Genomic DNA, 23,472 nt, shown 5'->3' with positions numbered 1-23,472 from the left:
GGGCTACGCCACGCCGCCCGGGCAGCACCCGGGCTACGCCCCGCCGCCGCCCGCGCCCGGCTACCCGCCGCAGCCCGCGTACGGCCACACCGGGCACCAGCAGCACCACGGTCACCATGGGCACTACAAGCGCAAGAAGCAGAAGAGCTTCCTGGACGACCTGTTCGGGTGAGCCGCCCGCCGTGGGCCGGGCCGCCGGCCCACGGCACCGCCCACCCCGGTCGCCGCTGGGCAGCCGCCCCGGCCCGCCTGCCGAACGGGGCAGGCCGTGGCAGGCTGCACCCATGACGGCGACCGAGCGGCACGAGGCGCTGACCCAGGCGTACCAGGGGATCACCGACGTGGTCTCCCCGTTGGACGACGCCGACCTGCAACGACCCACCCGTTGCCGGGGCTGGCTCGTCGCCGACCTGCTCTGCCACGTGCTCAGCGACGCCCAGCGCGCCCTGGTCGCCCTGGCCAGCCCCGCCGACGGTCCGCCCGACGTGGACGACGTCGGCTACTGGCGGTCCTTTCCGCCCGGCGGCGACCAGGCCCGGCACGCCTGGTGGGCCCGCCGGTTCGCCGCCGCGTTCGACCGACCCACCGGCGTGGTCCGGCTCTGGTGCGACACCGCCCCTGCCGCCGTCCGCGCCGCCGTGGCCGCCGACCCGGCCGGCTGCGTCACCACCCAGGGGCACGTGCTGCGGGTACCGGACCTCCTGGCCACCCTGACCACCGAGGCCGCCGTCCATCACCTGGACCTGGTCGTCGACCTGCCCGACGCGCCACGGCCCGGCCCACTCGCCACCGCGGTCGCGGTGGCGACCATGAACGGTTTGGTCAGCGACGAGGCCGTCCGCCCCGCCGCCTGGTCGGACGGCGACTATCTGCTCAAGGCGACCGGCCGGGTGCCGCTCACCGACCGGGAACGGTGGGAGCTGGGCGAGGCGGCCGGCTGGTTCCCACTGCTCGGTTGAGCGGCGACGCGTTCGAGCGACGCGCCCCACCACAGTCGGCCATCGTCCGCGCGGCGACTTCCGCCTTGCGAGGCGGTGCCGTTGCGGCGATCACTTCCTCCCTTTCCACGAGAGTCAACCCGCGCCCGACCCTCGTCATACGACGGCCATGTCCACGAAGCGGGAGAGATGAAGTTGAGCCGCCACCGTTATGGAGTCCGTCGGCCCGTTCCGATGCTTGGCGACGATGAAATCCGCCTCGCCGGCCCGGGGCGACTCCTTGTCGTAGTAGTCGTCGCGATGCAGCAGGATCACCACGTCAGCATCCTGCTCAATGGAGCCTGACTCACGCAAATCGGACAGCTGCGGTCGCTTGTCCGTACGCTGCTCCGGACCACGGTTCAGCTGACTCACCGCGATGACCGGGCACTCGACCTCCTTGGCCAGCAGCTTCAGGCCACGGGAGAGGTCCGCGACCTCCTGTTGACGACTCTCGGTCCGCTTCGGCGAGGTCATCAGCTGGAGGTAGTCGACCACGATCATCTTGAGGTCGTGCTTCTGCTTGAGCCGCCGCGCCTTGGCCCGGATCTCCATCAGGTTCATGCTCGGCGTGTCGTCGACGAAGAGTGGGGCCTCACTGATCTCGCCCATGCAGCGGGCCAGCTTGGTCCAGTCGTCGTCGGAGAGCTGGCCGCTGCGCAGCACGTGCAGGGGGACGCGGGCCTCGGCCGAGAGAAGTCGCATGACGATCTCGACCTTGCTCATTTCCAGCGAGAAGATCGCTGCCGCCTGGTTGGCACGGATGGCGGCGTTGCGCGCGAAGTCCATGCTCGCCGTGCTGTTGTGCGTGGGGATCATCGACCGGCCGGCGAGGTACAGGTGCTCCTCGTTGTCGACGGTCACACACCGTACCGGCACGCTGGGCACGGGTCGCACGTCGACCACGTACCGGAAGGTGCTCCGCGGGTAGAAGCTCAGGGTGTACGTCGCCGACGAGTCGAGGCGCCCGCGTACCGGCTGCGCGGTGACCGTGCAGTGGTAGCCGAGGCTCCCGATCAGCTCCCGGACGCCCTCGGCCAGCCGCCTGGACGGCGCGGTGTACTGGACGCGTCCGGTGGCGGCGACCGTCCCGGCGGTGTCCATCAGGCCGGCGAGCAGGGCACGCCGCTGGGCCTCCGACGCCCGGAGGTACTGCTGCGGGATGTGCGTCTCTCCTCCCGCCACGCCAGCCAGGCAGCCGTCCCCGCTGGTGCCGGCACTGCCGTCGCCGAGCCGGACACCCAGGGTGTACGGCTCGACGGGTAGCTCTCGTTCCGGCAGTTGCAGCGGGCCGCAGTTGCGCACCGTGTGGTTGAGCCGACCGTCCGGTCCGGTGCGCAGCGTCGCCGCGATCTCCGCGGTGGTGACCACGTCGTCGTGCCGGCCCGCGGGGTACAGCAGGTGTCTGGGCGCGGGACCGATCAGGCCGGTGGGCGCGGTCAGGGTGACCGGTCGCGGATGGCCACCCACCACCGGCTGAGCCGCACGCACTGCTGCTGGCGAGAAGCTCGGCCGGTGGTGGCGCACCTGTTGCCCACGCCGACGACGGCCGGCCCGGGTGGTGGTTTTCCACAGGTGTTCGGCGTCCGCCACGATCACGCTGCCGTCGGAGAACTCCACCTCGTAGCAGGGGCGGTCGTACCTGATGTCGAAGGCGGCGGTGACGGTCGTCGGCGTGCCGTCGGCGGCGAGTAACCGGTCACCCACCGCCACCTCGCCCATGGTGGTCCAGCCGTCGGGCGTGGGCAGCGGGGTGTCGAGGGCGAGCGCCTTACCCAGACCGGGACGCCCGGCCACGATGATCAGCTGCCCCGGGTGCAGGCCGTTGAGCAGCCGGTCGAGGTCGGTGAAGCCGGTGGGCACCCCGGTCATCACGCCGCCCTGCGCGCCCACCGCCTCGATCTCGTCGAGCGTGGGTTGGAGCATGTCGGCCAGCACGGCGAAGTCCTCGCTGACGCGCTTCTCGGTCACCTCGTAGACGGCCTGCTGGGCGAGGTCGACGATGTCGTCGACGTCACGGCTGCCGCCGTTGGCGGTGCCGTAGCCCAGCTGCACGATCTTGGTGCCGGCCTCGACCAGCCGACGGAGCACCGCCCGCTCGCTCACGATCCGGGCGTAGTACGCCGCGTTCGCTGCCGTCGGCACGGCGGCCATGCAGGTGTGCAGGTAAGGAGCGCCACCGATCCGGGCGAGGTCGCCGGAGTCGGCCAGGGCCGCCGCGACGGTGATCGCGTCGGCCGGCTCGCCCCGGCCGTAGATGTCCAGGATGGTGTCGAAGATGGTCGCGTGGACCGGCCGGTAGAAGTCGTTGGTCTTCAGGATCTCGACGACGTCGGCGATGGCGTCCTTCGAGAGCAGCATGCCGCCGAGGACGCACTGCTCGGCGGCCACGTCCTGCGGTGGTGTCTTCTCGAAGTGCCCGTCCCGTGGTGCGGGGGGCGGACCGCCGGCCCGGGGCTCCGCCCGCATGTCGTCGGTGACCGACACGGATCCCCCTCCACTGCAGGTCGAGTCCCAGCTAGGCCGGGTACGACGACTTCCGATCGGACCGGTCCGGTCGATCGGGGGCATCGCGCGACCGGTCGGTGCCCCACGATACGGAACCCGAGGTCAGGCCTCCAACAGCACCGGTGGACGAGCCTCGGGACAACCTGTGGACGCGGGCGCACAAGCATGTGCACGGCCTGTGCACAGCCTGTGGAAAACCAATGGGGAATTCGGCTCAAAAGCGGTCTGACCTGCCGATACGCAATCCCCACCCTGTGGACGAGTATTTTCCGTCAAGGCCCCGGCGTGGTTCGTCCCGTACTATCTCCTGCAAACGGCTACACCTGGACAGCGGATTGCACTTTCGGTTGAGAAGGGTCACGCTCCGGCCGTGAGTTACCGGGACTGGGAGCGCGGGGAGGGCAGCCCGCGCGAACGTCAGTCGATCACTGCGTGGGACGACCCCGGTGAGCCGGTGCCGGCCGCCCCGTACCCCACCCGCGCGGACCGCCGCCGTACGCCCAGTCGACGGCGGGCGATCGAACGTGGCCAGGATGAGCCGTCCGACCCCTACCTGCCACGGTGGGCGGTGGAGTCGGGGATCGCCCACGCCGACGGCCGGGGCCGGCACGCCGCCCCGGACGACGATGACGATGGTGACGACAATCGGTCGGCCTCCCGGCCGGGTCGGCGGGCGGCGGGTCGGCGCGGCGAGCGGGCCTGGGGAGAGTTGCGGGCGATCGGCGCGGCGGCCGAGCTGGACGACCACACCCGGGAGTGGACGTTCGACCGTCCACAGCAGGAGCAGGGGTACGTGGGCAGCCGCCGCGCTCAGGACGACGTGGAGGACGCCCCCGTGTCCGGGGCGTCCCCGACAGCCCGTCCCCGCCGGTCACCCTCCCGCCGTCCGCAGGTGATCTGGTCCGGGGTGGATGAGTCCGAGGGTGGGCCGGACGCGGACGACCGGGAACCGGAGCGGCCTACCCGGCGCAGCCGGCGTGCCTCCGGCGAGTCCCCGTCGCGGTCGGCCGACTCCTGGCGACGAGCGAAACCGACCAGCGACACGTGGAGTCGGGCCGAACTCACCAGCGACCCCTGGGGCCGGGAGGAGCCGGCGACCGACCCGTGGAGCCAGGCCGAACCCACCACGGGCTCCTGGAGCCAGGCCGAACCCACCACGGGCTCCTGGAGTCGGGCGGAGTCCGGCACCGGTTCGTGGCGTCGGACGGAACCGGACGCCGAGCCGGAACCGGAGTACCGGCCGGCGGTGGATCCATGGGACGCGTCGGGCGTACACACCTGGCAGCGTTCCGGGGAGAATCGCTGGGACCGGCCGGGCGCGGCGGGTTGGGAGGACAGCACCGCACAGTGGGACCGGTTCACCGACACGGCACCGTGGGATCGGACCGGTGCCGGGCGGCGGTCGCGCGGGGCGGACGCCCCGGGCTGGGACGAGGACGACGGCGAACGTGTTGACGCGCCGCGATCGGTGCAGCCGACGACGGGCGAGGGCTTCCCCTGGTCGGCGCAGCCGGAGACGTTCTGGTCGGGCACCCGGCTCGCCGAGGACGATCCGAGGTGGGTGGATCCGCCGGCGTCGGCACCGCGTTCGCCGGCGGTGACGTACACCGCGCCGCAGGCTCGGGTGACGCCGCGCCGTCGGGCGGCGCCGGTGGCCCCACCGTCCTGGCGGGACCGGATCGAGTCGGTCGGCGGCGGGGCGTGGAACCGCCGGCTGGAGGACGACCTGCTCGACCCGGATCCGGGTGGCCCGTTGCGTCCGCTGGTCTTCACGGCCGCGTGCTACGTGGTGCCGGCGATGTTGGCCTTCCTGTGGGTGCTCACCCTGAGCGGTCAGGTCCCGGCCGGATGTGTCACCGACATCAGCGGCGGCGGTTGCGATTCACCTCGGACGCAGGCGCTCACCTCCCTGATGTCGGGAGCCCCGCGGTACGGGTTGGCGTTCATGAGCAGCCTGCTGATCGCCGGGCTGCTGCGTAGGGTCGGGACGACCTGGCGGCCGGCGACGGTGGCGCTGGCGTCGGCGGTGGTCGGCGGTGGCCTGTCGACCGTGATGATCAGCGCGATCACCGGTCAGCCGATCGGCTGAGTCGAGCCGCCGGGGCGTACCGGACGGCGCTGCTGTCTTGGGAGGCTGCCGCTGCTGGGCGGCGGATGCGACGAGTGTCCGGTGGCCTTTGGCAGGGCCGGTGGTCGAGAATGCGGCAGGGCCCGCACCGGAAATCCGGTGCGGGCCCTGCCGTCGTACGGTCGGGTTGTCAGCCCTGAACGACGTTGAGGTCGAACTTGGCGGTCACCTCGGGGTGCAGCTTGATCCGCACCGGGTAGGAGCCGATCGACTTGATGTGACCGGGCAGCTCCAGCCGACGGCGGTCCAGGGCCGGACCACCGGCCGCCTTGACGGCGTCGACGATCTCGGTCGGGGTGACCGAGCCGAAGAGCCGGCCACCGTCGCCGGCGCGGGCCTTCAGGCTCACCTTGAGGCCCTCGAGCTGGCCCTTGACCTCGGTGGCGTGACCGAGGTCGCGGATCTCACGGGCCGAACGGGCCCGCTTGATCACGGTGACCTGCTTCTCCGCGCCCTTGGTCCAGAGGATCGCGAAGCCCTGCGGAAGCAGGTAGTTCCGGCCGTAGCCGTCCTTGACCTCGACGATGTCGCCGGGGGCACCGAGACCGGAAACTTCCTGGGTCAGGATGATCTTCATTTCGGCGCCTCCTCTCAGCGAGCCGTCGCGGTGTACGGCAGGAGCGCCATCTCACGGGCGTTCTTGACCGCACGGGCGATCTGCCGCTGCTGCTGCGAGGTGACGCCAGTCACCCTCCGAGCGCGGATCTTGCCGCGGTCGGAGATGAACTTACGCAGCAGCGCGGTGTCCTTGTAGTCGATGTAGGTGATCCCGTCCTTGTCGAGCGGGTTCACCTTCTTCTTCGGCTTGCGAAGTGCCGCAGCCTTGGCCATTGCTCTTGCTCCTGGTTTGCGATCGCGGGCGCTCGGCGCCATTAGAACGGAGGCTCCTCGTCGAAGTTTCCGCCCGAACCACCGCGGGAGGGGGCGGGGGCAGCCGAAGCCCAGGGGTCGTCGAAGTTGCCTCCGCCGCCACCCTGGCCACCGCCACCACCGAAGCCGCCGCCACCGCCACCGGAGCGCGACATCTTCTGCACCTTCGCCGTGGCGTAGCGCAGCGACGGGCCGATCTCGTCGACCTCGAGCTCGATGACGGTGCGCTTCTCACCCTCGCGGGTCTCGTAGGACCGCTGACGCAGCCGGCCCGACACGATCACACGGGCGCCGCGCTGCAGCGACTCGGCGACGTGCTCGGCGGCCTGACGCCAGACCGTGCACGCGAGGAACAACGGCTCGCCGTCCTTCCACTCGCCGGACGCCTTGTCCATGAACCGGGGCGTCGAGGCGACCCGGAACTTGGCGACCGCAGCCCCAGAGGGGGTGAACCGCAACTCGGGGTCATCGGTCAGGTTGCCGATGACCGTGATGGTGGTGTCTCCTGCCATGACCATCTCCTCGCGCACTCATCGTTCTGCCGTACAGGCTCTCAGAGCCCTCCGACAGCACCGGTGAGGCTGATCCGGGCGAACGGGTTGAATGCTTAGCGCATCTCCGGCCGGATGACCTTGGTGCGCAGCACGGACTCGTTGAGCCGCAGCTGGCGGTCCAGCTCGGCCACCGCCTCCGGCGTCGCCTGGAGGTCGATGACGGCGTAGATGCCTTCGGCCTTCTTGTTGATCTCGTACGCGAGGCGCCGGCGGCCCCACACGTCCGTCTTCTCCACCGAGCCACCCGCGGTCCGGATCACGTTCAGGTACGTGTCGAGCGACGGGGCGACGGTGCGCTCCTCGAGACTGGGGTCGAGGATCACCATGACTTCGTAATGACGCAAGACGTACTCACCTCCTGTGGGCTTGGCGGCCACGGTCCTTCCGTGGCAGGAGGTCTGCGTCGTGGCCCACTCCCGGGCCGGGGGAACCCGGCCGGACGCGGACAACCGGACCAGGATACCCGGCCCGGACGATCATGACCGGGCAGGCTGGACCGGCCGGACGGGCGTGGCGACAGGGGCCCGCTCCGGCTCCGGTGAGCCGGCGGCGGGCCCCTGTCCACGGGGGCCGCGGGGCGTCCCGTCCGCATTCCTTGGGTGGGACCTGGGGAGGAACGACCACACCGATGAGGTTGGATCGAGAACGCCCCGCGGAGCTTTTCCTGTTGTTGTCCGACGATACAACGGCTCTCGTGCCGATATGGCGGAATTGCCGCTATTCATCCCTGCTGCCCGTACACCGTCGACCGGAAAGTCCACCGTCGATCCCACTCCGCTCAACGACCGCCCGGCTGGTCGGTGACGCCCCCGCCGCGACGCCGCACGACCGTCACGCCGGGAGTCGGTGCTGCGACGTAGGCTCCCCTGCATGCGTATCGGAGCCCATGTCGACCAGGCCGACCCGCTGGCGGAGGCGGCCGCCCGCTCCGCGGAGGCGGTGCAGTTCTTCCTCGCCGACCCCCAGGGCTGGAAGGCCCCGAAGGCCCGGGAGGACGCCGACCGGCTACGTGCCGCCGAGGTCGACCTCTACGTCCACGCCCCGTACGTGATCAACGTGGCCACGCTGAACAACCGGATCCGGATTCCGAGCCGCAAACTCCTGCTCGGCCACGCCAACGCGGCGGCCGAGATCGGCGCTAAGGGCCTGATCGTGCACGGCGGGCACGTCAACGCCGGGGACGACCTCGCCAAGGGCTTCGACAACTGGCGCAAGACCTTCGCCTACGCAGCGGAGTCGGGTGGGTTTCCGGTGCCCGTCCTGATCGAGAACACCGCCGGCGGCGAGAACGCCTGCGCCCGGCGGCTCGACGCGTTGGCCCGGCTCTGGGACGTTCTCGGCGACCACGAGGTCGGCTTCTGTCTGGACACCTGTCACGCCCACGCCGGCGGCGAGGAACTGCTCGACCTGGTCGACCGGGTCAAGGCAATCACCGGACGGATCGACCTGGTGCACGCCAACAACTCCAAGGGCGGCTTCAACTCCGGACAGGACCGCCACGACAACCTAACCGGCGGCACCATCGACCCGGAGCTGGTGGTGGCGGTCATCCGGGCGGCCGGAGCACCGGTGATCGTGGAAACCCCCGGCGGGGTGTCGGGGCAGGCGGCGGACATCGCCTTCCTTCACGACCGACTCGGCACGGGGGTTTGAACCGGTGGCCACCGACACCAGCGACAGCGGGCAGCCGACCGACCGGTCCGATCCGACCCCCGGCCCGGACAGCGCCACGACCCCGGATCGTTCGAGCACCGCCCCGGACGGTCCGGGCACCGCCCCGCACGCACCGACGACGGACACCGCCACCGGCGGCGCACCGACGACCGGCGGCGCACCGACGACCGGCGGCGCACCGACGACCGGTGGCGCCGCGACGACCGGTGGCGCCGCGACGACCGGTGGCGCCGCGACGACCGGTGGCGCCGCGACGATCGGTGGCACCGCGACGACCAGCGCGGCTACCGTCGATCCGGGCGCAGGGCGTACGGGGAAGACCGAGCCCGCCGGGAAGACCGAGCCCGCCGGGAAGGCGACCGCGAGCGAACAGCGGGACGCCGAACCGGCGGATCGCTGGTCGGCGTTCGCCCCCGCCGCCGAGCCGGTGCCGGGCCGCCCCGCTCGGGCGGTACGCGCGGTGGGGCGCCTGCTGGTGCACGAGTGGCTGCTGGCCGCCCTCGCCTCGTCGGCCCTCGCCGTCGGGATGACCTGGCCGGCGCTGCGGTACCCGCGCTACACGCTGCCCCAGGACTACTGGGACCCGAGCCTGCAGGCATGGCAGATGGCCTGGTCCGGGCACGCCCTGCGGACCGAGCCGAGCCGGCTGTTCCACTCGAACACGTTCTTCCCGGAGAGCTGGAGCTTCGCCTTCTCCGACATGCTGCTCGGCTACGCCCCGGCCGGCATGATCGGCACCGGGCCGGAGGCGGCGCTGCTCCGCTACAACATCATGTTCGTGCTGGCCCACGCGCTCGCCACGTTCGGGGCGTACGTGCTGGCCCGGCAGCTCGGCGCGGGCCGGGCCGGCGCCGCGGTGGCCGGGGTCAGCTACGCCTACGCCCCGTGGCTGCTCGCCCAGGCGGGCCACCTGCACATTGTCTCCAACGGCGGTATCCCGCTGGCGCTGGCCATGCTGGCCCGGGGGCACGGCTGGTCGCTACGCCACGGGTACCGCCCACAGCGGCGGCACACCGGTTGGGCGTACGCCGGGTGGGTGGTCGCCGCCTGGCAGCTCAGCCTGGGCTTCGGCATCGGCCTGGTGTTCGCGTACGTCCTCGCCGGGATCGTACTGGTCGCGGCGCTGACCTGGACGCTGCGGCGGTGGGTCGTGCGGCCGGTACGGCACCCGTTCGGGCGGCGGCTGTTCGTCGCGGACCTGCTCGGTGGACTGCTCTTCGCCGGGGTGGGCCTGCTGCTGGCGATCCCGTACTTCAAGGTCGCCGAGCTGCACCCGAACGCCGAGCGGACCCTCGGTGAGATCGACATCTACTCCCCGCCGGCGATGGGGTTCCTCACCGCCCCGGCGGAGTCGAGAGTCTGGGGCGGGCTGCACGAGGGGGCACGCCAAATGCTGTCCTGGCCCCCGGAGATGACCCTGCTGCCGGGCTTCGTGCTGTACGCGCTGGCTCTGGGAGGGCTGTTCTTCTCGGTCTGGCGGCTACGGCACCGGCTGCTGCTGCTCGCCGGCGTACTGGTCGGCATGGTGCTGTCGATGGGTACGAGGTTCTTCGGCGGCACCTATACCTACGCGCTGCTCTTCGACCACCTGCCCGGCTGGAACGGGCTGCGTACCCCCGGCCGGTTGATGCTCTGGACCACCCTGCTGCTCGGCCTGCTCGCGGCGGGCGCGGTCAGCGCGTTCGCCGAGCGGATCCGGGAGGTCGCCGCCGCGGGCGTCCCCGCCCGACCCACGCCCTGGCTGCGGGTGGTCGCCGTGCTGCCGGTGCTGCTGGTCGCGGTGGAGGGTTTGAACGTCACGCCGCACCCGGTGGTGCCCGAACAGCCGGCGGCGATGCGCACCGTGGACGGCCCGATGCTGGTGCTGCCGAGCAGCCAGAACCTGGACCAGCCGGTGATGCTCTGGACAACCAGCCGGTTCCAGGACGTGGTCAACGGCGGCAGCGGCTTCACCCCGACGCAACTCGACGACGTACGCCGGGTGACGGCCGCCTTCCCCGACGACACCAGCGTGCGGTACCTGCGCACCCTCGGCGTCCGCAACGTGGTGTTGCTGCGCGACCAGATCGTCGGTACGCCGTGGGAGACCACCGTGGACGCCCCGGTCGACCGGCTCGGCATCACCCGTGAAGAGGTCGGCGACGCGGTCGTCTACCGTTTGTGATTTTTTACACCGTCACATCACCTGACCTCATTGCAATATCGAACCCCTTGACTTCGCGCACTCCGACTGACATAGTCGGTGATTGGATCATCACGGGGGGTAACAATGGTTGCGTTCAGGCTACTCGGACCATTGACAATCCGGAGCGGGGCTTCCTTTGTCCCGCTCTCCAGTCCGCGCCACCGAAAGCTTTTGGCCGCACTGCTGGTCGGCGGGCCGGCCGCCGTATCAACGGACCGACTGATCGACATCGTTTGGCCAGCCAAACCACCGGCCACAGCCCGTCAACAGGTGCAGAATTGCATCGGCTCCCTCAATTCTCGATTAATTTCCAATGGACACAGGCATACTGTGCAACGGCGGGGGTCCCACTATCTCCTAGAGGTTAGCGAGGAGTTGGTGGACGAAGGTCTTTTCCGTGTCGAGTATGAGGCGGCGACACAGGCCGCGCAGGACGGCGACCATGCGGGGGCGAGCTTGCGCCTCCGGAAGGCACTGAAGCTCTGGCGCGGTGGGGCTCTGGAGGATGTCGATTCTGACCACCTCGCCGGCCAGACAGCCCGGCTGGAAGAGGTACGGGTGCGAGCCTTGGAGCAACTGACAGATTGGGAATTTACGCAGGGCCGTTACGCAGAACTGATCCCTGACCTTAGTCTGTGGACAGAGGCATATCCGTACAACGAGTTCCTGCACGCCTGCCTGGCCCAGGCTCTGCATCACGCCTCCCGGACAGCCGACGCACTCGAGGTGCTCCGACGACTCCGGGACCGGTTGGACCGGGAACTGGGGCTCGGGCTGGGTCCCGCCCTGCTCCGACTGGAGACGCAGTTGTGCGGACCGAAACGGGCTTCTGAGCCCGGAGAACGGACCAGCCTGGCAACACTGAAAGCGATCCAGGTCGCGCTCGCCGACCTATCCGACGCGGTGCAGGCTCTGATCAACGATATCCCTGGCCAGGGATCCCGAAAACCTCACACTGAAGGTCCGCAGGACAGGGCTGAGCTTCCGGCGAAAGGGGAGTCCAGCCACACTCATCGAGGGCGAATGGCTGGCGGTAGAGGCGGAAACAAGCCCATGAACACCATCTTCACAAGATCATCGATCTTGCACACGTGATCTCTTCAGAGGGCGAAGAGCAGGATTGCCGGGGTGACCAGCAGGGCGACCATGGCGCCCCGGACCAACCAGGACACCCGGGGCAGGCAGGCCACCGCGACGGCAGCATAGCTGGCTCCCCAGGCCAGCGCGCAGAGCGCGACCGGCGGTGCCCCCGATGTGTCGGTGACCGTCAGGTACAGGGCCACGGCGAAGCTCCCGGCGGCCAGGCCCGCGATGGTCACCGTGGGCGCCGTCCAGGCCGGACCGGTCAGCGCCAGCACGACCCAGCTCACCACCACCAGCACCGGCGGCCCGACCGTCAAGGCGACGATAAGCAGACCAATGGTGTCTTCGGCCGACCGGCCCGGCTCGTAAAGCGCCCGCCACACCACGCCGACCAGGGCACCGAGTACCGCGCCGAGCAACGCCGGAATCCCGACATCCCAAGCCGAGAACTCGGGCCGCCCGCACCTGGCGCGCGACGAACCCCACGCAGCCGCCGACGGGGGCAGCGGATCGGGCGGTCCCGACGACGCCTCGGACATGGTGTCCTCCTTCCGGACGGCCCCGGCGTCCCCGCCGCGTTCGGCGGAGACGCCGGGGTGGTGCGGTAGAGACAGGCGGCGATCAGCTCCAGCGGTAGCCGAGCGCGGAGAGCCGATCGGAGACCGCCCCACCGTACGCCCGGAAGCCGCTGGCGTTCGGGTGGAAGGAACCGGCGCCGAAGTACGAGTCGTTCGGTTCCCCGTCATCATCGTCGATGATGTCGAACGCATCGCCCAGTATGTAGCCGTTGAGCCAGTTCTCGGGTGTACCGAGTTCGTGGCCGGCGAAGTCGGCCCGCACGTCGACGCTGTTGATCTTGTTGGTAATATCCGTGTAAAGCAGTTCGGTGGTGGCCACCCGGGCCATGTCGTTAAGCCAGTCGACCTCCTCGGCACTGATCAAAATGTCCACCCCACAACAAGGATTGAGGCCATACGTAGCGCCCGACTTGAAGATCTGCGGGTAGCCGGCCAGGATTATCCACGCATTCGGTGCCCGTTGTCGGATCTCGGTGACCACCCGTCGGACATCCAGCTTGATCTTGTCGCGGAACCTGGCCGGGACCGCCACCTTCATCGGCTGGCTGTCACCGGGCAGTGTGAAGCCCGGTTCCATGCAGCTTTTCAGCGCGCACGCTTCGAACACGTCACTCCAGCCGGCGTCGTTGCCGCCGATGGTGAGCATCACCAACGTAGTGTTCTCGTCCAGGAAGCCCTGGTCGATCTGGGTCAGTTCCCCGTTGCTGGTGTCCCGGGGGACCTGGCCCATAGCGTTGGCCGGTGCGGGCTGCCCCCCTGCCGTCTTGGTCGCCATCACGTGGTGTGTCTGCGCACCGGCGCAGGCGATGTGGTGGAAGTCCACGTTGGCGTCCAGGCTGTCGGAGAGGCTGCCCAGCGACCGACCGCCCGGCGCCCCCGCCAGCACGATCTGCCGTGCCCAGCCGTCGGCGTTACGCCGACAGGAGTTCTTGAAGCCGGGCTCGTCGCCGTACTGGTCGGAGACGCGGGTGTACTCCCCCGCCCCCTCGCCGGAGGAGAACGAGTCCCCCATGCCGACCACGAAGTGCCGAGGCTTGGCCGACAACGGCTGCACCGCAATCGCGTCCCAAACGATCTTGTGGACGCCGGTGCCGTCCTGCGAGACCGTGGAAAGCTCCACCTTCGGGGTGCCGCTGCCCCGGAAGTCGAAGACCCCCAGGTCGAGCCATTTGTGCGCCTGCCACCGGGTGGGTACCGAGCGGTGCCGGGTCGAGACGGTCTGGCCGGGCAGGTAGATCTTGTAATCGGCCTGCCGGGTGTACGCGGCGTGGTCTGGGATATGCACCAGGACCCGTGTCCACGCGTTCGTGGGATTGATCGTCCAGGTGCCGGTGACCTTCATCTCGCCGTTCTGATCGCCCTCCTTTCGGGTGTAGCCCATGTAGAAGTGCCCGCCGAACCCGCCACCAAGCTGATGGAAGTCCACCTTCGAGGGGTAGTCGCCGATGGAGTCGCTGGCAAACCGAAGTCCGAAACTGCCAGCGTTGGTCCAGGGTCGACCGCAGCCAGAGCGCACGGCCGGGACCCCATCCGGCAGGTTGTCGATGACCCGGGCACCAGCGGGCAGCCCGGACAGGTCGCACCGGGGCGGGAAGCTCGTCCCGTCCTCCTGATAGGCGTACCCCGGATCGAAGCGCAGCACCTCGTTGCCACAGTCACAGGCCATACCCGGACCGCCCTTCCAGGCCACTGGCCGGTTGTACCAACAACGCAGGTCGTAGTAGCCGCCGGCGTCGCGGTGCGCGCACGGCCCCGCCGGCTCGCCGATTACGTCCGGAGCGGTCGGCTTGTAACTGCCGGTAGGGTCGCAACTGTTCGTGGTGTCGCAGAAGAGCGTCCTCGGCGGCTTCACCGCGGCCCGTGAGCCCACGGTGGACCACCAGGCGGCCCGGTAGCCGGCAACCAGCGTCGTCGGCGACTCGCTGATCTCCACCGGGTGCCCGGCCCAACCCATGATTTTTTCCGGGTAGGGCCACTTCTGCGGCGTCCGCGCGTCGGCGTAACTCTCCTCCAAGAATGGCTTGCGCACCGGGTCGTACCGGGGATTGATCGGATTGTTCAGCCAACCCACGCCCCACGGCGACCCGTCGCGCTTGTCGGCATAGAACCCCGAGTTGTACGCCCAGACGGCGAAGAACCAGTTCTCCATGTACGCCGGGTCGCCGTTGTTGACGCTGAGCCCCGCGGCCCGTGTCTGGTTCCACTTGTCCTGCAGAATCTGCAGCCCGGCCGCGACGTTGGTGGCGAAGTCCAGGGCCACCGCCCGCTGGGTCTGGTACGGCAGCGCCCGCTCGCCCGGCTTCTCCCGCCCGGCCAGCCGCATCCCGTCGGTCACCTGCGACACGCCGTATCCGCAGTCCGCCTCCTCCCAGCGGATGTCCCAGTCGTCGGCCGGACTGGAGTTGTAGATGTCGAGGCCGTAGAAGTTCCCGATCAAAGGGTTGGCAGTGACCCCCGGCAGGGCGTACCGCGACGCCTGCCACATGTTCGACTCCTGGGCAATGATGCCGAGCATGATCTGCGCGGGCACCCGACCGCCGCCGAGCAGATCCCGGCGCGGGAACAGACCCTGCGGGGTGTACGCGGGCATCCCCAGGTTCTTCCAGTTCGCCTCCCGGGTTACGTGCAGCGAGTTGGTGATCGCCTGGTTCACCGCCCATTCGACCTGCCGAGGCTTCGGCTGCAACGCCTGGTTGCGGGGGTCGTTGCGGGGGACTGAGCAGTACCGTTCGCTCTCCACCGGGTCGGTCGGCGAGCCGGCGGCTACTCGGGCACCGGTGCGCGATCGCTTTCCGGCCGGTGTGCCGAGCCTCGGGTGCGCGGCCCGGCCGCTTCTAGCGGCCGGACCGCTCGCTTCCGGCCGCACCTCGAACGCGACGTCACCGCCGGTACCGAGCGCCGTGGCGCTGATCCGGACCCGATCCGGCACCCCCGGCGTCCGGGTTGCCGCGCGCGGGTCGCCGCTGCCCGGGCCAGCGACCCGAGTCAGCGCGAGCTGCCCCAGTGAGGAGATCTCGCTGTTCTGCGGGGCGTCGACCGCGCGGACCCCCGCCGGCAGCGCGCCGACCCGGTCCGGCCGGCCGGTGAGGAAGACCCGACCGCCGGCACCGCGGGCGACACTCAATTCGCCCTCCGCCCCCTCGGCCAGCGTGCGTACGGTGGCACCGGCGCGCGATTGGGTCCGTTTGACACGTACCCGTTGCTCCGCCAGATCCAGGAAGACCAAGCCGTCGTCGCCATTCGGGATCAGCCGGAACGGCACTCCGGAGGCGGTGGCGATCCGCCGCGTCTTGCCGTTCGCCGCGACATCGACCAACGCGCCATTCGCTGCGGCGACCACAGCGCCACCGACCGGCACCGCTGAGGTGACCTCGGTGGCCAGCTTCACCGGTGCCGACACGGTGCCGGCGGCCGCATCCACGGTGCGCAGTCGGCTCTCCACCCGGGTCGCCGACGGAGCGTCTACCAGCTTGCCGCCGAACTGCGTCACCACGGCGGTTTCACCAGTGCCGCAGCCCGGGTTGAAGTACGCCAGCGAACTCTGCACCGGCAGCTTGCGAACCGCGCCGGTGCCCAGGTCGACCACTGCGGTGAACCCGCCCCGGTCGAACAGGTCCGCGTCATTGGTAAACGTACGCGGCGCGTAGACCACCACCAGCCGCCTGCCGGAACCGGTCAGGCAGGCGTTGCCGATCCACTGGTCGACGTCGAAGCCCGGCTCGGCCAGGCTGGTCACCGTCCGCCACGTGTAACCGGCACGGGCGTCGGCCGCAAGCACGTGGAAGCCCTCCGCGTCACCGAAGGTGGTCCAAGCCACATCCTTCGACGATCGCCAGTTCTTCGCCAACAGGGTGTCGCGCCGGCTGGGATCGACAGTGTCCGTCCGGGTTCGTCGCACCGCTGTGGCCCCGGTGTCCGATCCGGTTGTCGGTGCGGCACCATTGCCGGGGTCGCCTCCGGGGTCCGGCGCGGCGCCGGCCGGACCGGCCGCCGTGCCAACGGTCAGCAGGGCAGCCACGCACACCACGGCTCCCCGTGCTCTGGAAACTCTCACAACCGCGCCTCCCTGGGTCCACCCGGGCGCGGGCTGGGGTTTGGGTGCCGCCACCGGGGTCGGCGCCAGTCTGTCGGCGCGGGCCATCGTCGCCACACCTTGACGCCATCGCCGCCGCTCCGGCACCAGCCGTCAGGCCGAACGTGACATCGGTTCATCCGCCAGGTAGTCCGACCGGTCGATGAGGACGGCCATCGCGTTTAAGGATCGACGCGATGACCGTCTCATCTACGCACAGCATCCCTCGCGGGCAAGTCGGACCATTTCAATGGACGGCCGCAGCGCCGTGGCTCATCAATGCCTTGTCAAACAACCGAAGATCGCGCAGTGGCCGAGCACCACAGCGCAAACCTCGATCGGTGGCGGGCCGAGACTGCCTGGCTCTGTTGTGCCGCGTCGGTGGCGAGACCGACAGGCAGCGTTGCGCCGCGCAAAGCGGATGTATCGCCGCATACCTGCCAACTGGTCCCTGCACGGAGGACGAGACCCCGCTGTCGGTGGGGCGGGGCGACCCACGTCCGTACTGCGGTTCGCTCTCAGTACTTGTCGGTCCACCAGGTGCCGGGGCCAGCACTCGCCTCCGCGCGCGCAAGCAGACCTGCGTCGTTGACCATCTGCGTGTAGTAGGCACCCGCGAAGCCGCTGTACGACGTCCGCACCCGACCGTCCTGGTAGTAGCTACGAATCGTCGGGTAGTAGAAGTCCGACCCGACACGGGCCCAGGCGGTCCGGCAACGAGGGCTGTAGCGCAGATCCAGGTTGGCCTCGGCGTTCCGCGCGACGGTTTGCGCGTCGTCTGCACAGTAGTGGTAACAGGTCGAGCATCCACTGTGATAGATCTTGTGGGTGGTGGGGTTCTTCCCGTCACACGTCGATCCGCAGCCGGATGCCGCCAGTTGGGCAGCCGACATAAATGTGGCGTTCCGCAGGTCCGGCTTCTCGGCAGTCACCGTGGTCGGCGACTCCGCCGCCGCGCTTGGAGCAGCCGACGCCGTTTGCGGAGCGACAACGCCCGTCAGGCAGATCGCCAGCACAGCACCGAGGTGGATGATTCGCTTTGCCAACATGAGGCATTCCCTTCGACTCTTGTCGTACGCCGAGAAGGATCGGAGACGCCACCATCAGGAATTCATTCACCAGCCACCGTCCGCCCATCTCGGCTGCCCACAACCGAATTGGCGGGTCCGGCGGCCGGCTCAGCCTCGATCCCAGGGCTATTGCGTTGTCGGGTAGCTGCTGGTCACGGCGGTGGTGACTGGCTGTTTCACCTATCGCGGGTGCCATCGCCATCGCCCCATCGATTGCGGGTACGGCGGTCGGTGAGCCAGGGCGCGTCGGGGGCCCCGTCGAGGACGCCGCCGTCCGGGTCGTCGGCGTACGTGCGGCGGACCGCATCCCGCTCCGGGTGCAGGATGTCCTGGACGACCAGCACGCAGAGCAGCACGACCGTGCCGAGGCGCAGCGTCGCGGCGAGCACGAACACCCCCTCGGGGAAAACCGGCCGGCTGGTGGCCGCGCCGAGCAGCTCACCGTAGAACGCGACGAAGTAGCCGACCTCGGCGAGCTGCCAGGCGAGGAAGGCCCCCCAGCGGGGGCGGGCCAGCACGACCAGCGGCAGCAGCCAGAGCACGAACTGCTGCGACCACACCTTGCTGAAGATCAGGAACGCGGCGACCACCAGGAAGGCGAGCTGGGCCAGCCGCGGCCGGCGCGGCGCCCGCAGGGCCAGCGCGGCCACGCCGAGGCAGGCCAGCCCGAACAGGGCGTACGACAGGTAGTTCAGGGTCGGGATGTTGGCGTTCAACCACTGGAACGGCCCCTGGTCGCCGGGCGCGCCGCTGTTCACCTTGCCGTCCAGGTACCGCCCGATGTACCAGAGCGTCCCCCAGTCGATGGGCCGTTCGGTGTTCAGCTCGAAGAAGCGGTCCCAGTTCTCCCGGTACGGAATGGCGGCCGGCAGGTTGACCGCGACGAGCGCCACCAGGGCGGTGCCGATGGCGGTCAGCGCGGCGCGCAGCCTGCCGGCGCGCAGGGCGAGCACCAGAATCGGGCCGAGCACGAACAGGGGCCACATCTTGGCCGCCCCGGCCAGGCCGAGCAGCACACCGGCCAGCGCCGGGCGGCGTCTGGCCCAGGCGGCCAGCCCGAAGGCGGCCAGCCCGATGGCGAGGAAGTCCCAGTTGACCGTGGCGGTGAGCAGCAGCGCAGGCGCCAGGGCGAAAAGCGCGGCATCCCAGGGTCGCCGGCGGCGCAGGGCAAGGATCATCGCGACCGTCGCCACCGCCAACGCGCCGAGCGTCAGCGCGTTCAGGTTGTAGAACCACTGGCCCTGGTTGAGCTGGGGGTCGTCGACGCCGAGGGCGTGCACCGGCAGGCCGAGCGCACCCATGAAGTAGCCGGTGAGCACCGGGTACTCGACGGGGTGGTCCCGGTAGGGGACCTTGCCCTCGTTGAGCCCTTCGGCGTAGTAGAGGGCGAGCACGTCGGTGTAGCAGAACCGGGTGTACTGCACGTTGTTCTGCCAGGCGCCGTCCTGGCAGGGCGACTTCTGCACCCAGTGCAGTGCCAGGGTCAGGCAGGCCAGCGCCAGGACGATCCGGGCAGCCGTCCAGAAACGCCGTTCCCGGTTGGCAGGCCGGTCCAGGGCGACGGCGTGGTCGCCGAGGGGGCCGCCGATCGCTTCGGAGAGGCCGCGGACGAAACCGTCCGAGCGGGACGGGTGGTCGCTGCTCCCGGCCTCGACGATGCCGGCCGTCGACTTCATGCTCATGATGTGCATCCTGCACCACAGGCCCCGCCGCTGGGCACCCTCAGCCTCCCCTGTTCAGAGGGGATTTGACTGATCGAGGTCAGTGATAGAAAGGTGCACCTGGCCTGAAGGATGTGGGTGTCGAGTCCTCGTCCACAGCAGAATCGGGTGCACCTTCCTGGTGAGTAAGGCTAGTGGGTGGGATCAGCGGCTGGTCGTCGGCTCGGGCGGGAAGGCCCTGGTCTACCACTGACCATCTTCACCCCGTCGGGTGTAAGCCATTATCACCGCCGCCGCAAGCGGCTACCGTGGGCAGTACTCCATATACTCGCTGAACGGAGCATAGTAGAAGAAAAGGCAGCCCTCCGGGCGCTGGTTCGCCGCCATCATCGGCGTCCATCCGGTCTCGCCCTTGTAAGCCGCAAGGTTCTTGCGATAGATCAGCGAGCCGGTAGTGCTCTTGATCCGTGCCTCTCCGGCGCTACCGGGGTCATTCGTGTATCGCGTCCAATAAGCCTGACACGAACTTGAATACCGCAGCTCAATGTAAACGCCATTCTTCGCCACACCATCAGCCACAGTGGAGCCGGAGCAGCCCATCTTTACCGGGTCCTTGCCGTTGCAGGACAGGTAACCGGACCCGCCTCCGTTGCGGCAGGTATCCGGGTCCGTCGTCGGTGCCGCCGACGCTAACCCGGGAGCGGCCAGCAGTGCGGTGAGAAGGAATGCTGATGTCGCCATGGCCCTCCGCAGCCTGCTGACGGTCTTCCTTGCCATCTTTCCCGCTCCAATCGTCGCCTTCATCGGTGCGTAGAGCATAGGGACCGTCGTCATCGTCGTTCCATCACCACGTCACGCCCCACTGGCACCTACCCACTAGTCGCTCATGGGACCGTTCTGCTGTTTGTGCAGCTTCAGCCCTTTTGCCGCAGCGCGAATCTCAAGGACCGCGGATATCGGCCCCGGGTGCGGAAGCGCGACGGCGGCCGGACCCCTCGGGGTCCGGCCGCCGTCACCGGAGGTGCCGCCTACTCGCGGACGCGGGGTGTGGTCGGCGGTGGTAGCAGGCCGCCGGTGCCCCCGCCACGGCCGTCGTTCTCGCCGTCGTCGTTGTCACCACCGTTGTTCTGACCACCGTTGTTCTGACCACCGTTGTTCTGACCACCGTTGTTCTGACCGCCGTTGTTCTGACCGCCGTTGTTGCCGCCGGTCAACTGGCAGAGCAGGTCGGCCGGGTCGCAGTTCGACTGCCCTGGCGGCGGCGGTGGCGGTGGCGGCGGGGCCTCTCCGTTGCCGGCCTGCTCGTCACCGATACCGGTGATGTTCGGCAGGTCGGATCGGGGCTTGCCCGCCAGCGCGTCGTCCATGAACCGCTTCCACAGCTTGGCTGGGAAGCTGCTGCCGCCGATGTCCTTCCCGCTCTTGTCGAGAATCACGGGCTTCTTCTGGTCGCGGCTACCGATCCACACCGCTGTCGCCAGATTCTCGTCATAGCCGACCATCCAGGCGTGCGCGTTACGCGGGGTGCCGTTGTGCTCCCAGGTACCGGTCTTTCCGGCTGCGTCCCGGCCATCCCCCAGGCTGGCGTCGTTGTTTCCCGGGATCTTCTTCAGCACCGCGGTCACCTCGTCGGCGACCTCCTTTCGGATGCGCTGCTGACCCTTCAGCTTCTCACCCGTCCCGGCCACGATCTTCCACGTGCCGGTCGCCTTGTCCTGTCGCTCGACCTTGAGGACGAAGTGAGCCTTGTTGTAGACGCCGTGGTTGGCGAGCGTCGCGAGACCGTTCGCGTGGTCGAGCACGGTGATCGGGTACTGACCGTAGCTGACCGGGTTGTCGAACTTGCTCGGTGCCAGGTCCTCCGGCTTCTCCTTGACCAGGTCGTACGGCTTGGGCTTCTCGACCGTCCACATGGTGGAGATTCCTGCCTGCCGGGCCATGCTGACGACCTTGGCCGGGCCGATCTTCTCCGCCACATGGAAGAACGGCACGTTGTACGACCGGACGGTCGACTCATCCAGGGTGCAGGACTTGTTGCAGGTCCGCCGGACGTCGCGCCCTGCGTTCTGGATCGGGCTGTCGTAGCCTTCCGGCTTGAAGGGCGTGGCGTCCCAGCGGGAGTTGACCGATATGCCGGCCTCGATCGCGGCGGCCAGCGTATAGACCTTGAACGACGAGCCCGGGGGATGCCCGCCGACCAGCTCTCCGTTCTGGTCGATGTTCTTGCCGGCGTAGTCGAAGTCGGCACCGCTGTCGCCACCGTAGTAGGCGAGCACCCGACCGGTCTTCGGGTGTACGGCAACGACCGCGGCCATGAGGTTCTTCGGCTGGCCGTAGAGCACCGAGCCCTTCAGATCCGGCCGCGCGGCCTTCTCCAGGTCGCTCTGCATCTTGTTGTCGATGGTGGTCGTGATCTTGTAGCCGCCCACCCGCAACTCGTCCGCGCAGCTACGCTTCCCGGGCGCACCTGAGTCGGAGCACAGCCCCCACTGCTCCATCTCCTGTCGCACGTAGTTGATGACGTTGCCCCGCGGGCTCTTCACACCGAAACCGTTGCCGCTCTTGAGCGGCGGCAGCACCTTCGGGTACTCGGTCGGAGCCGGTGGCTTCCCTGCGGCGTCCACCCAGCCTTCCTTCTTCATGCCGTCGATCACGTAGCTCCATCGCGACTTTGCCTCGGACGGATTGATCGCCGGGTCGTAGCTGTTGTGGGTGGCACTCGGCTCCGGCTGCTTGATCAAGGCTGCGAGTACGGCACCTTCGGCCACGGTCAGCTTGCTGGCGGGCTTGCGGAAGTAGGTTTGTGCCGCCGCCTCGATCCCGTAGGCACCGCGCCCGAAGTAGATCACGTTGAGGTAGTTCTCCATGATCTCTTCCTTGCTGAACTGGTCATTCAGCTTGGAGGCGACGATAGCCTCCTGCACCTTGCGGGCGTAGGTGTCGTCCTTCAGGCTCTCGTAGGCGTTGCGGGCGTACTGCTGGGTGATGGTCGAGGCGCCCTGCTTGTCGCCGCCCGTCAGGTTGTTCCAGGCGGCGCGGGCGATGCCCTTGTAGTCGACGCCCGAGTGCCGGTAGAAGTTCCGGTCCTCCGCTGCAGCGACCGCGTCACGCACATGCGGGGGAATCTGATCGATGGTGACGAAGGTTCGATTCTCGTTGCCGAGTTTGGCCACGATGTTCTTCCCATTGCTGGTGTAGACCGTCGTGGACAGTGGCAGCGGGATCTGGTTGGGCAGCACCACGTTCGTGGAGTAGTACGTGAAGCCGATCACGCCGATACCGGCGAGCATGATGAAGACCGCGAACGAGGCGATGAGCATGTTGAGCCGCCGGCGCTTCTTCGACCGTGCGACCGCATCCGGATTACCGGTGCCACGCCCGCCACGCCCCGGCCCGTCGGGACCGCCCGGGTCACCGGCCGAGATCGACGCGACGCCCGCGCGACCACCGACCGACGCCGAGCCGACACTGGCCCGACCGCCGACCGCGGCGGAACCGACGCTCGCCCGGCCGGGGGCCGGAGAGACCGGCACCGAGGCACGGCCCGCGCCGGCGCGACCGCCCGGAGCCGGAGAGACCGGCACCGTGGCCCGACCCGACCCGGCGCGACCGCCCGGAGCCGGAGAGACCGGCACCGAGGCGCGGCCCGCGCCGGCGGCACCGGGTTGGCGCGGCGGCACCGGGGCCGACGCCCGGCCGGCGGGTGTGCCGCCGCCCGAGCCGACCGAGGCACGTCCCGAGGAGGCCGCGCCGGAGCTGCCGTTCGAACCCGGCACCTGGGCCCGCGCACGCGGGGAACTGGGATCGCCGTACGAGTTCATTCCTCACACCCTGCCGGTCGCGGTGGGGCGCGGGGGCGCCACCACCGGGTTGCCGTGAGTTGACACACGTGGTGCCGCGCCCCGGGAGGGCCGGGGGAGCACCGTAATATCCGCACCAATGGGGCTAATCGGGCTATCGAGCGATCCGTCCGGCGTGCCGTCGTGGACGGCATTGGGATGGACCGGTCGAGCCAGGATCACCGTTGCGCCTCTCGCCTTCGCCCAGACACCGAGCCGGGGCCCGGGGCGGTCAGACCGCCCGCCGCGCCCTGCTCCGCCCCCTCCTCGGCC

The 23,472-nt window shown here is 69.3% G+C and carries 17 protein-coding genes; 6 read left to right on the top strand and 11 right to left on the bottom strand.

What is annotated here, in order from left to right; translation table 11 throughout:
* Window positions 1-284 precede the first annotated feature (284 nt).
* Window positions 285-959, top strand: a complete 675-nt coding sequence (locus tag E1166_RS18350; RefSeq protein ID WP_132340449.1) for a maleylpyruvate isomerase N-terminal domain-containing protein — start codon at window positions 285-287, stop codon at window positions 957-959.
* Window positions 960-1,094: 135 nt separating this feature from the next.
* Here the strand turns inward: E1166_RS18350 and dnaB are convergent, their stop codons facing one another.
* Window positions 1,095-3,464, bottom strand: coding sequence for a replicative DNA helicase (gene dnaB, locus E1166_RS18345; RefSeq protein WP_207914326.1), 2,370 nt, complete (start codon window positions 3,462-3,464; stop codon window positions 1,095-1,097).
* A 391-nt stretch (window positions 3,465-3,855) separates the two neighbouring features.
* On the opposite strand from dnaB, the gene E1166_RS18340 reads away from it, so the two are divergent.
* Window positions 3,856-5,574, top strand: coding sequence for a hypothetical protein (locus E1166_RS18340; protein WP_132340447.1), 1,719 nt, complete (start codon window positions 3,856-3,858; stop codon window positions 5,572-5,574).
* A 169-nt stretch (window positions 5,575-5,743) separates the two neighbouring features.
* Here E1166_RS18340 and rplI read toward each other — a convergent pair whose 3' ends face one another.
* From rplI to rpsF, 4 genes are all read right to left on the bottom strand, one after another.
* Window positions 5,744-6,190 (bottom strand): 50S ribosomal protein L9, encoded by a 447-nt coding sequence (gene rplI, locus E1166_RS18335; RefSeq protein WP_132340445.1) that lies wholly within the window; start codon window positions 6,188-6,190, stop codon window positions 5,744-5,746.
* 14 nt (window positions 6,191-6,204) lie between these two features.
* Entirely contained in the window at window positions 6,205-6,444 is a 240-nt protein-coding gene (gene rpsR / locus E1166_RS18330; RefSeq protein WP_007073789.1) for a 30S ribosomal protein S18, read from the bottom strand.
* Window positions 6,445-6,485: 41 nt separating this feature from the next.
* Window positions 6,486-7,013 (bottom strand): single-stranded DNA-binding protein, encoded by a 528-nt coding sequence (locus E1166_RS18325; RefSeq protein WP_207914324.1) that lies wholly within the window; start codon window positions 7,011-7,013, stop codon window positions 6,486-6,488.
* Window positions 7,014-7,090: 77 nt separating this feature from the next.
* Window positions 7,091-7,381 carry a 30S ribosomal protein S6 gene (gene rpsF / locus E1166_RS18320; RefSeq protein ID WP_120328341.1) on the bottom strand — a complete coding sequence of 97 codons (291 nt, stop codon included), beginning with the start codon at window positions 7,379-7,381 and terminating at the stop codon, window positions 7,091-7,093.
* A 526-nt stretch (window positions 7,382-7,907) separates the two neighbouring features.
* Between rpsF and E1166_RS18315 the strand changes: the two genes are divergently transcribed.
* From E1166_RS18315 to E1166_RS18305, 3 genes are all read left to right on the top strand, one after another.
* Window positions 7,908-8,690 carry a deoxyribonuclease IV gene (locus E1166_RS18315; protein ID WP_132340443.1) on the top strand — a complete coding sequence of 261 codons (783 nt, stop codon included), beginning with the start codon at window positions 7,908-7,910 and terminating at the stop codon, window positions 8,688-8,690.
* 4 nt (window positions 8,691-8,694) lie between these two features.
* Window positions 8,695-10,875, top strand: a complete 2,181-nt coding sequence (locus tag E1166_RS18310) for a hypothetical protein (protein ID WP_132340441.1) — start codon at window positions 8,695-8,697, stop codon at window positions 10,873-10,875.
* Between the two features lie 399 nt (window positions 10,876-11,274).
* Window positions 11,275-11,991: an AfsR/SARP family transcriptional regulator gene (locus tag E1166_RS18305; protein WP_243710419.1), complete on the top strand. Its 717-nt coding sequence runs from the start codon at window positions 11,275-11,277 to the stop codon at window positions 11,989-11,991.
* A gap of 5 nt (window positions 11,992-11,996) precedes the next feature.
* Here E1166_RS18305 and E1166_RS18300 read toward each other — a convergent pair whose 3' ends face one another.
* From E1166_RS18300 to E1166_RS18275, 6 genes are all read right to left on the bottom strand, one after another.
* Window positions 11,997-12,518: a hypothetical protein gene (locus E1166_RS18300; protein ID WP_132340439.1), complete on the bottom strand. Its 522-nt coding sequence runs from the start codon at window positions 12,516-12,518 to the stop codon at window positions 11,997-11,999.
* Window positions 12,519-12,600: 82 nt separating this feature from the next.
* Window positions 12,601-16,374 carry an SGNH/GDSL hydrolase family protein gene (locus E1166_RS18295; protein ID WP_165944370.1) on the bottom strand — a complete coding sequence of 1,258 codons (3,774 nt, stop codon included), beginning with the start codon at window positions 16,372-16,374 and terminating at the stop codon, window positions 12,601-12,603.
* Between the two features lie 773 nt (window positions 16,375-17,147).
* Entirely contained in the window at window positions 17,148-17,678 is a 531-nt protein-coding gene (locus E1166_RS18290) for a DUF2690 domain-containing protein (protein ID WP_207914323.1), read from the bottom strand.
* Window positions 17,679-17,875: 197 nt separating this feature from the next.
* Window positions 17,876-19,381, bottom strand: a complete 1,506-nt coding sequence (locus E1166_RS18285; protein WP_132340435.1) for a glycosyltransferase 87 family protein — start codon at window positions 19,379-19,381, stop codon at window positions 17,876-17,878.
* Between the two features lie 282 nt (window positions 19,382-19,663).
* The gene (locus tag E1166_RS18280) at window positions 19,664-20,194 is read right to left on the bottom strand and encodes a DUF2690 domain-containing protein (protein ID WP_132340433.1); all 531 of its coding nucleotides are present in this window, start codon (window positions 20,192-20,194) and stop codon (window positions 19,664-19,666) included.
* Between the two features lie 194 nt (window positions 20,195-20,388).
* Window positions 20,389-22,893, bottom strand: a complete 2,505-nt coding sequence (locus E1166_RS18275; protein WP_243710418.1) for a transglycosylase domain-containing protein — start codon at window positions 22,891-22,893, stop codon at window positions 20,389-20,391.
* A 52-nt stretch (window positions 22,894-22,945) separates the two neighbouring features.
* Between E1166_RS18275 and E1166_RS32120 the strand changes: the two genes are divergently transcribed.
* Window positions 22,946-23,239: a hypothetical protein gene (locus E1166_RS32120; RefSeq protein ID WP_243710417.1), complete on the top strand. Its 294-nt coding sequence runs from the start codon at window positions 22,946-22,948 to the stop codon at window positions 23,237-23,239.
* Window positions 23,240-23,472: the final 233 nt, after the last annotated feature.

It is taken from the genome of Micromonospora sp. KC213 (genome assembly GCF_004348325.1).
In the GTDB taxonomy this organism is placed as follows: Bacteria; Actinomycetota; Actinomycetes; order Mycobacteriales; family Micromonosporaceae; genus Micromonospora.
This window is presented reverse-complemented; position numbering and strand designations above follow the sequence as displayed.